Annotated in this window: 10 protein-coding genes; 9 read left to right on the top strand and 1 reads right to left on the bottom strand. The window is 72.8% G+C overall.

Annotation, left to right across the window (positions count from 1 at the left end; all coding sequences use genetic code 11):
• Positions 1 to 3 precede the first annotated feature (3 nt).
• The gene (locus ACZ6N8_RS00275; protein ID WP_466006613.1) at positions 4 to 1,731 is read right to left on the bottom strand and encodes an alkaline phosphatase D family protein; all 1,728 of its coding nucleotides are present in this window, start codon (positions 1,729 to 1,731) and stop codon (positions 4 to 6) included.
• Between the two features lie 83 nt (positions 1,732 to 1,814).
• Between ACZ6N8_RS00275 and ftsY the strand changes: the two genes are divergently transcribed.
• The 9 genes from ftsY to ACZ6N8_RS00230 all read left to right on the top strand — a co-directional run bounded on the left by ftsY (position 1,815) and on the right by ACZ6N8_RS00230 (position 13,051).
• Complete coding sequence (gene ftsY / locus ACZ6N8_RS00270) at positions 1,815 to 2,999, top strand: signal recognition particle-docking protein FtsY (protein ID WP_364366869.1); 1,185 nt, start codon at positions 1,815 to 1,817, stop codon at positions 2,997 to 2,999.
• A gap of 6 nt (positions 3,000 to 3,005) precedes the next feature.
• Positions 3,006 to 3,869: an aminoglycoside phosphotransferase family protein gene (locus tag ACZ6N8_RS00265; RefSeq protein ID WP_387112752.1), complete on the top strand. Its 864-nt coding sequence runs from the start codon at positions 3,006 to 3,008 to the stop codon at positions 3,867 to 3,869.
• 199 nt (positions 3,870 to 4,068) lie between these two features.
• Positions 4,069 to 5,481, top strand: coding sequence for an ammonium transporter (locus ACZ6N8_RS00260; protein WP_466006612.1), 1,413 nt, complete (start codon positions 4,069 to 4,071; stop codon positions 5,479 to 5,481).
• A gap of 25 nt (positions 5,482 to 5,506) precedes the next feature.
• Complete coding sequence (locus ACZ6N8_RS00255) at positions 5,507 to 5,845, top strand: P-II family nitrogen regulator (protein ID WP_172862163.1); 339 nt, start codon at positions 5,507 to 5,509, stop codon at positions 5,843 to 5,845.
• Between the two features lie 17 nt (positions 5,846 to 5,862).
• Positions 5,863 to 8,139: a [protein-PII] uridylyltransferase gene (locus tag ACZ6N8_RS00250; RefSeq protein WP_466006611.1), complete on the top strand. Its 2,277-nt coding sequence runs from the start codon at positions 5,863 to 5,865 to the stop codon at positions 8,137 to 8,139.
• Positions 8,140 to 8,439: 300 nt separating this feature from the next.
• Complete coding sequence (locus tag ACZ6N8_RS00245; protein ID WP_466006610.1) at positions 8,440 to 9,594, top strand: sensor histidine kinase; 1,155 nt, start codon at positions 8,440 to 8,442, stop codon at positions 9,592 to 9,594.
• A complete protein-coding gene (locus ACZ6N8_RS00240; protein WP_466006609.1) occupies positions 9,591 to 10,247 on the top strand; it encodes a response regulator transcription factor in 657 nt (218 codons plus the stop codon). The genes ACZ6N8_RS00245 and ACZ6N8_RS00240 overlap by 4 nt, the downstream gene beginning before the upstream one ends.
• A 110-nt stretch (positions 10,248 to 10,357) precedes the next feature.
• On the top strand, positions 10,358 to 11,911 hold the full coding sequence (gene ffh / locus ACZ6N8_RS00235) for a signal recognition particle protein (RefSeq protein WP_466006608.1): 1,554 nt from the start codon (positions 10,358 to 10,360) through the stop codon (positions 11,909 to 11,911).
• A gap of 60 nt (positions 11,912 to 11,971) precedes the next feature.
• Positions 11,972 to 13,051 (top strand): amidohydrolase family protein, encoded by a 1,080-nt coding sequence (locus ACZ6N8_RS00230; RefSeq protein WP_466006607.1) that lies wholly within the window; start codon positions 11,972 to 11,974, stop codon positions 13,049 to 13,051.
• Positions 13,052 to 13,422 lie beyond the last annotated feature (371 nt).

Raw genomic sequence — 13,422 nt, 5'->3', positions numbered from 1 at the left:
AGACTACGACGCGGGCCGCTCGCCGGCTGCCGACAGTCGGCGCCGCATCACCGGCCGTAGGTGCCCGTCCTTCGTGGTGCCCTCGATTGTCACGTCGGCCCCACGCCCCTCATGGGTCAACGTGGCCACCGCGTTGCCGAAGTAGGGCCCGGCCAGCTTGCGCCAGCGCACCCCCGGCCGACGGACACCCGCCGAACGGGCCAGCGCCCGGGTGGCCCCCGCCGGACCCGCCGACCAGCCCAGCCGCATCAACGGGCGGATCCCGGCCGGCACCTGGTTGTGGATCGGTGAGCAGGTGAGCTGGTGTACGGGGGTGACCACGGCCGGGTCGGCGAACCGGGCCCGGGCCACGTACGAATGGTGCACATCCCCGGAGAGCACGCTGATCGAGGCCGGCGGGGCGTACGCCGGACCGGCGCCCACCCGCGCGCCGGACTCCCTCGGGGTGCCGGTGCCGATCCGGGCGAACGTCTCCGCGAGCGCCTCGAAGGACTGCCGGAACGCCGCCCAGTGCTCCAGGTCCAGAGCCCGGCGCAGCTTCTCCGCCCAGCGGGCCATCCACGGCCGGCGCGAGTCCGCCAACTTCTCGTTCCACGCCTCGATGTGGTGGATGCCCTGCGGCAACAGCCAGGGCAGCGAGGCGCCGACCACCAGATGGTCGTAGACCCCGTGCGCCTGGTCGAGGAACCAGGACCACTCGCCGGGCGGCAGCAACGCCCGGCTGCCCGGTTCGAGCACCCGGCTGCACCTGTTGTCCAGCATGACCAGCCTGGTCCGGCCCAGGTCCAGGGCGTAACTCCACTGGTACTGCACCGCGCGCCAGCGCTCGGTGTCGTGCGCCAGGTCGGACTCCTTGTCCACCCGGTGCCCGAACTCGCGCAGCACGCCCGTGGCGTCCTCGGCGGCGGCGACCTTCGCGAAGACCGGGTCGGCGGCGATCTCGTCCGGGGAGAGGTTGCCCAGGTGCTGGTAGACCCAGTACGAGGCGAGCCCGCTGCCGATCCGCTCCTGCCACCACGGCTGCTCGCGCATCTCGGCACGCCACGCCGCCGAGGTGTTCCAGTCGTCGATGATCTCGTGGTCGTCGAAGATCATCACGCTCGGCACGGTGGAGAGCAGCCAGCGGATCTCCGGATCGCGCCACGACTCCAGGTACAGCTTCGTGTACTCGTCGAAGCTCACCACCTGGTCGGCCGGGGCGCCCTTCGGCCGCCGCCGGCGCCGACGCAGCAGCCGCCGCACCGTCGGCGAGGTCACATCGGCGTACACCTGGTCGCCGAGCAGCACCAGCAGGTCCGGCAGCGCGTTGGACTCCGGGTCGGCCATCAACCGCCTGGCGTACGCGTCGAGCGCGTCGGGTGGCAGCCTGCGGGTCGTGGAGTGCTGGGTGGTCTCCCGGCACGAGCCGAAGACCAGGTTGACCGGCTGGTCCCGGTCGTCGGCCGCCCGGGTGCGGATCACGCTCGGCGGGAAGCCGCTGCTGGCCACCGGCCAGACCAGCTCGTCGTCGACGAGCACCTCGTAGGTGGTCGTGCTGTCCGGGGTGAGCCCCTCCACCACGACGAGGGCGTAGTGGTGGTCGTACGCCGAGAAGGTGGGCGCGGTGCCTGTGGCGCCGCCGGCGGTGCGGACCGTGACCACGGCGGGCGCCGCCGTCTCCACCCAGATTGTGGCCCTGGTGTCGACGACTCGCCGCAGGAGTGGGCCGATGAGGAGGTGTGCGGCGGGCATGTCGCCGAGCCTACCGCCGGTTCCTGGCACCAGCCGGGTGCGGTGGCTGGGACGCCGTCGCCGCCATCTGACAGGATTCCGGCATGGCCGAATATCTCGTCCTCGCTCTGGTCCTGCTCGGTGTGCTGATCGCCGGCACAGTCGGGCTGGTCGTGCCGCGGTTGCGGCGGCGGCCCGAGCCCCCGCTGCCCCGCACCGAGGTCGACACCAGGGCCGAAGAGGATCTCGCCGGCCCGCCGGTCGAGGCACCCGAGTCCGATCTGTCCACTGGTGTCCTCGTCGAGCCGCCACCGGTCATCGAGGCGCCCCCCGTCGAGGTGCCCGAGCCGACCGCCGGGCGGCTGGTCCGGCTCCGCTCGCGGCTGTCCCGCTCGCAGAACGTCTTCGGCAAGGGTCTGCTCGGCCTGCTCGCCCGCGACCACCTCGACGAGGACGTCTGGGAGGAGATCGAGGACAGCCTGATCAGCGCCGACGTGGGCGTCGACGCCACCCGGGACATCGTCGACCGGCTCCGCGAACGGACCCGGGTGCTCGGCACCCGCTCGGCCTCCGAGCTGCGCGCGCTGCTCGCCGCCGAGCTGGTCAACGCCCTCGACCCGGGCATGGACCGCTCGCTGCGGACCGCCCCGAAGGAGGGCGTGCCGGCAGTCGTGCTCGTCGTCGGCGTCAACGGCGCCGGCAAGACCACCACCTGCGGCAAGATCGCCCGGGTGCTGGTGGCCGACGGCCGCAGCGTGCTGCTCGGCGCCGCGGACACCTTCCGGGCCGCAGCCGCCGACCAGCTGGAGACCTGGGGGTCCCGCGTCGGCGCCGAAACCGTCCGGGGGCCCGAGGCCGCCGACCCGGCGAGCGTCGCCTTCGACGCGGTCAAGCGCGGCATCGACACAGGCGTGGACACCGTGCTCATCGACACCGCCGGCCGGCTGCAGAACAAGGTCGGCCTGATGGACGAGCTGGGCAAGGTCAAGCGCGTGGTCGAGAAGCAGGGGCCGATCGACGAGACACTGCTCATCCTGGACGCCACCACCGGGCAGAACGGCCTGGAACAGGCCCGGGTCTTCACCGAGGTGGTAAACGTGACAGGCGTGGTGCTGACCAAGCTCGACGGCACCGCCAAGGGCGGCATCGTGATCGCCGTGCAACGCAAGCTCGGCATCCCGGTGAAGCTCGTCGGTCTCGGCGAAGGCAAGGACGACCTGGCCCCGTTCGACCCCGCGCAGTTCGTCGACGCGCTGCTGGGGACCGAGGCCACCGGACGGGACGCGTAGTCTCTGGTGACCACCGACGATCGCGCGTACGCGGGCTGGCGCGACCCCGGCCACCCCTCGCAGCGCCTCGGGAGACCGTACGTGACTTCGCAGGAGATCCCGCTGCACGGCGGCAACGTGAGCACGGTTGTCCGGGTCGGGGACACCGTCCGCCGCAACGCCGGGCCGTGGACCCCGTCCGTGCACGCCCTGCTGCGGCACCTGGAGTACGTGGGTTTCACAGGCGCGCCCAAGGCGCTCGGCATGGACGAACGCAACCGCGAGGTCCTGTCGTACCTGGAGGGGGAGTGCGGGGAGTACCCGCTCGCCCCCCACTGGGTGACCGACGAGGCGCTTGTCACCGTCGCCACCATGCTGCGGATGTTCCACGACGCGCAGTACGGCTTCACCCCGCCGCCGGGTGCGGTCTGGCGCTCGTTCGGGCCGCCGCCGCCGGACACCGAGGTGATCTGCCACCACGACGCCGCGCCGCACAACGTGATCTGGCGACCCGACGGCACGCTCGGGCTGATCGACTTCGACCTCGCGTCGCCAGGCGCCCGGATCTACGACGTGGCGTACGCGGCCTGGACGTGGGTGCCGATCTTCGCGGACCGGGACTCGATCACCCTGGGGTGGAAGCGTCCGGACCGGCCGCGCCGGTTGCGCCTCTTCGCCGACGCGTACGGGCTGATCCCGCGGGACCGGCACCGGCTGATCCGCACCATCCGCAAGCGGATCGTGGACCACGTCGAGGGGATCCGTCGAATGGCCGCCGCCGGTGAGCCGGCGTTCGTCCGGATCGTGCACAAGGGCCACCTGCGCCGGCCGATGCGCGACCTGCGGCTGCTCGACTACGAGCGGCACGCCCTGGAGAACGCCCTCCGCTGAGCCGTTCGAACGATCCACCATCGTCCATGCCGCCGACTGTGCGGACTTCGTGACACGTACGAAACAACCTGTCACGAAACGGAAACCGGCACGGGCCACTGGGCGAAACAGCCGGCCGCGAAGCTTCCGCGCAACCGGCCTACGGGCGACGCTGCCCCGGAAAGCCGCGAAGGAGGACTTCACCTTTTAGGAGGCCAGCGTGCCTGAAGCACCGACGATCGACGGCGCCAATACCACGTGGCTGCTGGTTTCGACCGCGCTCGTGCTGCTCATGACCCCCGGACTGGCGCTGTTCTACGGCGGCCTCAACCGGGCCAAGGGCGTACTCAACATGATGATGATGAGCTTCTCCGCCATCGGGCTCATCAGTGTTCTGTGGTGGTTCTACGGCTTCAGCGTCGCCTTCGGGACCGACGTGAACGGTTTCTGGGGCGACCCGGGCGCGTACCTCGGCACCAAGACCTTCCTCGCCGAGACCGACCTGTGGGGCGCCACGGCGGAGAACCCCAGCGGCATCGGGGTCCCGCTCTACGTGTTCATGGCCTTCCAGATGGTCTTCGCGGTGATCACCGTCGCGCTGATCAGCGGCGCCATCGCCGACCGGGCCAAGTTCGCCGGCTGGTTGCTCTTCGCGTTCGGCTGGGCCACCCTTGTCTACTTCCCGGTCGCCCACTGGGTGTGGGGCGGCGGCATCATCGGCGCCGACATCCACGCGCTCGACTTCGCCGGCGGTACCGCTGTGCACATCAACGCCGGTGCGGCGGCCCTGGCCGTGGCGCTGGTGCTCGGCAAGCGGCTCGGCTGGCCGCGTGAGGGCATGAAGCCGCACAACATCCCGCTCGTCGCGCTCGGCGCCGGTCTGCTGTGGTTCGGCTGGTTCGGGTTCAACGCCGGCTCGGAACTGACCGTCGACTCGGTCGCCGGTCTCGCTTTCATCAACACCCAGCTCGCCACGGCGGCGGCGGTGCTCGGCTGGATCGCGGTCGAGTGGATCAAGGACCGGAAGCCGACGATGGTGGGCGCCTCGTCCGGCGCCATCGCCGGCCTGGTCGCCATCACCCCGGCCTGTGGCTTCATCGCCCCCTGGGCGGCCGTCCTGCTCGGCGTCGTCGCCGGCGCGGTGTGCGCCGTCGCCGTCGGCCTCAAGTACAAGCTCGGCTTCGACGACTCCCTCGATGTGGTGGGTGTGCACTTCGTCGGTGGTTGGATCGGGTCGCTCTGGCTGGGCCTGTTCGCCACCAACTCGGTGAACGCCGCGATCAGCGACGTGGTGGGGGCCTCCGACGGCCTCTTCTACGGCGGCGGCGCGACCCAGCTCGGACGGCAGGCCCTGGCCGGCCTGATCGTCACCGTGTGGTCGTTCGGCATCGCCTGGGTGCTGGCCTTCGTCATCGAGAAGACGATCGGCTTCCGCGTCCGGGGCGAGGCCGAGGTCGAGGGCATCGACATCGCCGAGCACGCCGAGAGCAGCTACGACCTGTCCCCGGCGGGCGGCGGCACCGGCGGCGCGTTCGCGATGGCCGGCATCGGCACCCCCGGTGGCGGCACCACGAGTGGCGCCCGGTCGGAGGCCGAGCCCGCCGAGCCCGTAAGCGAAAAGGTCGCCGGTTAACGTTCCTGGGATGGAGGGGTTGGACATGAAGCTGGTGACCGCGGTCATCAAGCCGTACCAGCTGGACGCGGTGAAGGAGGCCCTGCACGCCCTCGGCGTTGCCGGGCTGACCGTCAGCGAGGTCCAGGGGTACGGGCGGCAGAAGGGGCACACCGAGGTCTACCGGGGTGCCGAGTACACGGTCGAGTTCCTGCCCAAGATCCGGGTAGAGGTGCTCACCGACGAGATCGACGTGGACAAGGTCGTGGACGCCATCGTCGGCGCCGCCCGTACCGGCAAGATCGGTGACGGAAAGGTCTGGGTCACCGGTGTCGAAGAGGTCGTCCGGGTACGCACCGGCGAGCGCGGCCTCGACGCCCTCTGACCTCGACCACCACCGACATGACCTCGTTGATCAAGGGGAACGCGTCCGGTCAGGCAGCTGACGGCGACGCGAACCTCCTGATCAACGAGGTCGTCGGCGTACGCGGGGGGATCGGGGAGGCCGCCCGGGTGGGGCGGGCGGCCGCGTACGACGCCTTCCTGCGCGGGCTGCTGCCGGCACGGGACGGCGTGGCGCTGCTCGCCGTCGGCGGGTTGGGGCGTCGGCAGTGCGCGCCGTACGGCGACCTCGACCTGGTCCTCCTGCACGCCGGGGTGCCCGGCACCGACGAGCTGGCCGCCTCGGTGTGGTACCCGATCTGGGACGCCGGCCTGCGCCTCGACCACTCGGTACGCACCGTCTCCGAGGCGCTGTCGGTGGCCCAGGACGACGTCAAGGTGGCCCTCGGGTTGCTCGACGCGCGGCTGGTGGCCGGCGACCGGGCACTGGCCGACTCGCTGATCCGTACCGCCGCCGACCACTGGCGGCGTACCGCCGTGCGGCACCTGCCCGGTCTGCGGGCGGTCACCGAGGCCCGCTGGCAGGCCCACGGCGAGCTGGCCTTCCTGCTGGAGGGTGATCTCAAGGAGGCCGCCGGCGGGCTGCGGGACGTGGGGCTGCTGCGGGCCATCTCCGCCGCCGGCATCACCGACGCGCTGCGCCCCGCCGTACGCGCCGCCCACAGGCGCCTGCTGGACACCCGCGACGCCCTGCACCAGCAGGTCGGCCGGCGGGTCGACCGGCTGGTCGCCCAGGAACGCGACGGCGTGGCCGCACTGCTGGGGCTGGAGAACGGCGACGCTCTCCTGCGCCGTGCCGCCGGGGACGCCCGCACGGTCAGCCACGCCCTGGACGACGCCTTCCGGGCCGCCGACCGGCTGCGGTCCGGCAGGTCCCGGGGCGGAAACGGTCGTCCCGTCCGCCGCCCGGTGGCCCGTGACGTCGTCGAACACGACGGCGAGCTGGTGCTCGCGCGGACCGCGATCGGAGCACGCCCCGACCCGAGCCTGTCCCTGCGGATCGCCGCCGCGGCGGCCGCCACCCGGCTGCCGATCGCGCGAGCCACCTGCGAGTGGCTGGCGGCGTACTGCCCCCCGCTGCCCGCGCCCTGGCCGGCCGAGGCCAGGGCCGCGCTCACCACGCTGCTGGGCGCCGGTCCCGGTCTGGTGCCGGCCTGGGAGACGTGTGACAGGTACGGGCTGGTCGACGGCTGGCTGCCCGAGTGGACCCGCCTGCGCAGCCTGCCCCAGCACAACCCGGTACACCGCTACACCCTCGATCGGCACCTGGTGCAGACCGCACACGAGGCCAGCCGGCACACCCGCGAGGTGGAACGCCCCGACCTGCTGCTGCTCGGCGCCCTGCTGCACGACATCGGCAAGGGCCTCCCCGGTGACCACAGCACGGTCGGGGTGCCGCTCGCCGAGGCGGTGGCGACCCGGATCGGACTGCCGGTCGCCGAGGCCGAGCTGATCGGCAGGCTGGTACGTCTGCACCTGCTGCTGCCCGACGTGGCCACCCGACGGGACCTGACGGACCCGGTCACCATCGCCTCGGTGGCGGAGGCGGTAGGTGACACCGGCACGCTCGACCTGCTGCACGCGCTGGTCCGCGCGGACGCGGCGGCGACCGGGCCGGCGGCCTGGTCGGACTGGAAGGGCCGGCTCGTCGCCGAGCTGGTCTCCCGGGTCCGTACCGCACTGGACACCGGCGTACTGCCCGAGCCTCCGGCTCCGGACCCGGCGCTGCTGGCCGGGCCGCTGCCTGTCGTCCACCTCGCCGAGGACCGGGTGGCGGTGGCCGCCGCCGACAGGCGTGGGCTGCTCGCCACGGTGGCCGGCTGCCTGGCGCTGCACCGGCTGGAAGTGATCTCGGCGGACGCCTCGGCCGTCGACGGCCGGGCCCTGGTCGAGTGCCGGGTGCAACCCCGGTACGGGCTGCCACCGGACCCGGTCCCACTCCGGGCCGACCTGCGCCGCGCCGTCGCCGGGGACGTGTCGGTCACCCAGCGCCTGCGCGGGCGTGCGCTCGCCGGTCGTGGTGCCGGCGCGGCGCCCCGCGTGGTGTGGCACCGTGAGGCGGCCACCGACGCCGTGCTCCTGGAACTGCGCGCCGCCGACGCCGCCGGGCTGCTCTACCGGGTCGCCTGCGCGCTCGACGAGGCCGGCGCCCTGGTCCGCGCGGCCCGGATCTCCACCCTCGGCGGCGACGTGGTGGACGCCTTCTACCTGGTGGGCGGCTGGCCGGACGACGCCACCCGAGCCCGCCTGGAGGCCGCCGTCCTCGCCGCCGTCTGACCGGCGGTCCCCGGTCGCGCGTCGGGCCGGTCGCGCGTCGGGCCGGTCGCGCGTCGGGCCGGTCGCGCGTCGCGCGACGACGGCACGCTGCTCGTGCGAGCCGACCACCTCGTTGAGCGACATACCGCAGAGTCATGTTCATACCTGGGAGTCATATCGCTCACCGGTGTGGGCGCCGCCGCTTTCCCGGCGCGCGGGGGAGCGGCAGGCCAGACCGGCGGCGGGTACGTCGGCGGACGTAGCGGCGGTGCCGCCGCCGGACGCACGACGGGTGCTCCCGGCGCGGGCAGAATGACGGCCATGTGGCGCGGCGGGTGGCAGACGAGAGCGGCGGACGCCCTGCTCGCTCTGGTGCTGCTCGGGTTCGGGCTGCTCGCCACCGGCCTGGCCGGGGACAACCAGCCCGGGTCGCGGCCGGTGGACGCCGTCTGTCGGCTGCTGATCGCCGTCGCCGCGCTCGCCCTGTCCGTCCGGCGGCGCGTCCCGCTCGTCACCCTCGCCGTGGTCACCGTGGCCACGGCGACGTACCTGCTGATCGGCTACCCGTACGGCCCCGTCCTGCTCACGTTCCTGGTGGCGGTGTACGGCGTGGCGGTGCGGCTGCCGGTACGCCCGGCCGCGCTCGCCGCAGGCGCCGCGTTCGTCCTGCTGCTGGCCCACGTCTTCTTCGCCCGGGGTCCGGCGCCGGGTTGGACGGGAGTGCTGCCCGCCTCGGCCTGGGTGGTCGTACCGTTCGCGGTGGGGGTGGTGGTGCGCGTGACCCGGGAGGCCGCCGCCCGCACCCGCGTGGAGCAGGCCCGCGACCGCGCCGAACAGGCCCGGCGGCAGGCCGACGAGGAGCGGCTGCGCATCGCGCAGGAGGTGCACGACGTGGTGGGTCACGGGCTGGCAGCGATCAGCATGCAGGCGGACATCGCCCTGCATCTGCTGCCGAAGCGGCCGGAGCAGGCCGAGGTCGCCCTGACCGCGATCAGTCGGACCAGCCGGGAGGCGCTCGACGAGCTGCGGGTCACCCTCGGCGCCGTCCGACGGGGTGCGGAGCGTGGGCCGGTACCCGGTCTGGCCCGGCTCCCGGCGTTGCGCGACCGGCTCGCCGGAGCCGGACTCACCGTGGAGGTACGCGTGGTAGGTGATCCCAGGGAGCTGCCGGCGGCGGTGGACCTGGCCGCGTACCGGGTGGTGCAGGAGGCCCTGACCAACGTGCTGCGCCACGCGCGGGTGGCCCGCGCGGAGGTGACGGTGGGGTACCGCCCCGACGAGGTGACAGTCGAGGTCAGCGACCGGGGCGCGGGGGCCACCGGGGCCGGCCTGGATCCGGCCGACGACGAGAGCGGGCACGGCCTGGCCGGGATGCGGGAACGGGTCACCGCGCTGGGCGGGCGGCTCACCGCCGGGCCGCGCCCGGACGGCGGCTTCCGGGTGGAGGCACACCTGCCGGTGGGGTCGGTCCCGTGATCCGGGTGCTGATCGCCGACGACCAGGACCTGGTCCGGCTCGGTCTGCGCGCGCTCGTGGAGAGCGAGGACGACCTGGCGCTGGCCGGCGAGGCGTCCGACGGGCTGCGGGCGGTGGAACTGGCCCGCCGGGAGCGGCCCGACGTGGTGCTCATGGACATCCGGATGCCAGGCATCGACGGCATCGAGGCGACCCGCCGCATCGTCGCCGACCCCGACCTGACCGGCACGCGGGTGGTGGTGCTCACGACCTTCGAGCTGGACGAGTACGTCTTCGACGCGCTGCGCCACGGCGCGAGCGGGTTCCTCACCAAGGACACCCGGCCGGCGGAGCTGCTGCGCGCGATCCGACTGGTGGCCGAGGGCGAGGCGCTGCTGTCGCCGTCGGTGACCCGTCGGGTGGTGCGGGAGTTCGCCACCAGGCCGTCGCGGGCGCTGCGCCCGCACCCCCGGCTGGACACGCTCACCGACCGGGAGCGCCAGGTGGTCGGCCTGGTCGGCGAAGGGCTGAACAACGAGGAGATCGCCGCCCGGTTGGTGCTCAGCCCGGCGACCGCGCGGACCCACGTCAGCCGGGCGATGGGCAAGCTGGGAGCCCGGGACCGGGCGCAGCTCGTCGTCTTCGCGTACCAGTCGGGGTTGGTCTCGGGGTGAGGCCCGGGCCGCCAGCGGCCCCGCGGCGGGGCGGCTACCCTAGCGGTGGTCGGACTCCGCAGTGCCGGCCGCGTTGTGCCCGCCGGAACACTGACAAACGGGATGTTCGCGTGTTTGACACCTTGAGTGACCGCCTGTCCGGGATCTTCACCAAGCTCCGCGGCAAGGGACGGCTCACCGACGCCGACATCGATGCCACCGCGCGCGAGATCCGCCTCGCGCTGCTGGAGGCGGACGTCGCGCTGCCGGTGGTCAAGGGCTTCATCGCGGCCGTCAAGGAGCGTGCCCGCAGCGCCGAGGTCTCCCAGGCGCTGAACCCGGCCCAGCAGATCATCAAGATCGTCAACGAAGAGCTGATCAACGTGCTCGGCGGCGAGGGCCGGCGGCTCCAGTTCGCCAAGCAGCCACCCACGGTGATCATGCTGGCCGGCCTCCAGGGCTCCGGTAAGACCACCCTGGCCGGCAAGCTGGCCCGCTGGCTCAAGGGCCAGGGGCACCAGCCGCTGCTGGTCGCCGCCGACCTCCAGCGCCCCAACGCCGTCGGGCAGCTCCAGGTGCTCGGTGGTCGGGCCGGCGTCGAGGTGTACGCCCCGGAGCCCGGCAACGGCACCGGCGACCCGGTGCAGGTGGCGCGCGCCTCGATCGAGCACGCCAAGCGGGCGGCCCGCGACATCGTCATCGTCGACACCGCCGGCCGGCTCGGCATCGACGCCGAGATGATGCAGCAGGCCGCCGACATCCGCGACGCCGTCCAGCCGGACGAGGTCATCTTCGTCATCGACGCGATGGTCGGTCAGGACGCCGTGCGCACCGCCGAGGCGTTCCGCGACGGCGTGGGCATCACCGGCGTGGTGCTCTCCAAGCTCGACGGCGACGCCCGCGGTGGCGCCGCGCTGTCGGTGCGTGAGGTCACCGGGCAGCCGATCCTGTTCGCCTCCACAGGCGAGAAGCTGGAGGACTTCGACGTCTTCCACCCCGACCGGATGGCCAGCCGGATCCTCGGCATGGGCGACGTCCTCACTCTGATCGAGCAGGCCGAGCAGGCCTTCGACTCCGATCAGAAGGAGAAGATGACCGCCAAGCTGATGGGCGGCGAGCAGTTCACCCTGGACGACTTCCTCGACCAGCTCATCGCGGTCCGGCGGATGGGCCCGATCGCCAACGTCCTGGCCATGATGCCCGGCATGGGGCAGATGAAGGACCAGCTCTCCGAGCTGGACGACAGCCACTTCGACCGGGTCACCGCGATCATCCGGTCGATGACCCCTGGCGAGCGGACCAACCCGAAGATCATCAACGGCTCCCGCCGGGCGCGCATCGCCAACGGCTCCGGCGTCACGGTTATGGACGTCAACCAGCTGCTCAACCGCTTCGCCGACGCGCAGAAGATGATGAAGCAGATGGGCGGCATGATGGGCCTTCCCGGCGGCGGCCGGCGCAAGGCCACCAAGTCGCCGAAGAACAAGCGCAAGGGCACCAAGGGCGGCGGCCGTCCGCGTACCGGCGCCGGGATGTCCGGCGGCTTCCCCGGTGGCATGCCGCAGCTCCCGCCGGGCATGGACCCGAACGACCTCGCCGGAGGCCAGGGCCTGCCGCCCGGCTTCAAGCTCCCGAAGATCGACTTCAACAAGCTCGGCAAGGGCGGCGACAACCGCCCCCGCTGAACGGTGTGGGTGAGACCGACGGCTTCGCCAAGACCGCGGTGATCGGGTAGGACTGTGCGCATGGCTCTTCACGTGCGCGGTGTGCTCCTCCCCGACGACGAGGTACGGGATCTCTGGCTGGTCGGCGACCAGGTGACCTTCACCCCGGTCCCCGGGGCGGAGACGGTCGTCGACGGCGGCTTCGTCCTGCCGGGGCTCGTCGACGCGCACTGCCACATCGGCATCGCCCGCGGCGGCGCCCCGATCACCTCCCTTGACCAGGCCCGCGAGCTGGCCCACGTCGACCGGGACGCAGGTGTGCTGGCGATCCGCGACGCCGGCTCGCCGTACCCGTACCCCGAACTCGACGACGAACCGGACCTGCCGCGACTGGCCCGCGCCGGCCGGCACGTCGCGCCGCCGAAGCGCTACCTGCGCGACATCGGGGTGGAGGTCGGCGCCGCCGAGGTGGCCGCCACGGTTGCCACGCAGGCGCGTGCCGGCAACGGCTGGGTCAAGCTGGTCGGCGACTGGATCGACCGTGGCGTGGGCGACCTCGCGCCGGCCTGGGACGCCGACACCCTCACCGCGGCCGTCCAGGCCGCGCACGACGCAGGGGTACGCGCCGCGGTGCACACCTTCTCCGAATCGGCCGTCGAGATCATGGTGCGGGCCGGCGTGGACTCGGTGGAACACGGCACCGGACTCAGCCTCGACCTGATCGACGAGATGGCCCGACGCGGCACCGCGCTGATCCCCACGATGATCAATATCGCCACGTTCGGCGGCATCGCCGAGCAGGCGCGGGCCAAGTTCCCCGGGTACGCCGACCACATGCTCGCCCTGCGCGACGGCTTCCCCGACGTGGTGCGCGCCGCCCACGAGGCGGGCGTACCGATCTACGTCGGCACCGACGCCGGCGGCGGCATCGACCACGGGCTCGCCGCCGAGGAGATGCTGCTCCTGCACGAACGGGCCGGAATGTCACCGCTAGACGTACTCGCCGCCGCCTCCTGGGGCGCCCGGCAGTGGCTCGGCTTCCCCGGCCTCGTCGAAGGCGGCCTCGCCGACCTGACCGTCTACCCCGAGGACCCCCGCCGCGACCTGCGCGTCGTCCGTGCCCCGTCCCGCACGATCCTGCGCGGCCGCGTCCTGAACTGACCCGCTTCTGCTCCGCGGCCTCGCGCGCCCCGCGTGCCCGTGCGCCCGTACACCCGCGCACCCGCGCACCCGCGCACCCGCGCACCCGCGCACCCGCGCACCCGCGCGCCCGTACACCCGCGCGCCGCGCAGCCCGCGCGCGCCGCAAGATCGTGCTCGATCCTGGATGTAGTGGCCTCCGATGTCGTGGGATGCCACTACATCCAGGATCGTGCCTGATCTTGAGCGGGACCGAAGGAAGATCCGCGCAACATCGGGGTTATTGCTGCCTCAGGCGCTCGTGAGACAGCAACTTCAGGGAAGTTGCCCGGATCTTGCGGCATGCGCCGGCGCCGGCGCAGGTGCAGGCGCGGGTGTGCTGCGGTCGGCTC

This window comes from Micromonospora sp. NPDC047521 (assembly GCF_055587305.1).
This window is presented reverse-complemented; position numbering and strand designations above follow the sequence as displayed.

Bases quoted from the DNA above. Each gene is read 5' to 3' on its own strand.
- ftsY (WP_364366869.1), top strand. From the start codon at position 1,815: ATGGCCGAATATCTCGTCCTCGCTCTGGTCCTGCTCGGTGTGCTGATC.
- ACZ6N8_RS00230 (WP_466006607.1), top strand. From the start codon at position 11,972: ATGGCTCTTCACGTGCGCGGTGTGCTCCTCCCCGACGACGAGGTACGG.
- ACZ6N8_RS00245 (WP_466006610.1), top strand. From the start codon at position 8,440: ATGTGGCGCGGCGGGTGGCAGACGAGAGCGGCGGACGCCCTGCTCGCT.
- ACZ6N8_RS00275 (WP_466006613.1), bottom strand. From the start codon at position 1,731: ATGCCCGCCGCACACCTCCTCATCGGCCCACTCCTGCGGCGAGTCGTC.
- ACZ6N8_RS00250 (WP_466006611.1), top strand. From the start codon at position 5,863: ATGACCTCGTTGATCAAGGGGAACGCGTCCGGTCAGGCAGCTGACGGC.
- ACZ6N8_RS00255 (WP_172862163.1), top strand. From the start codon at position 5,507: ATGAAGCTGGTGACCGCGGTCATCAAGCCGTACCAGCTGGACGCGGTG.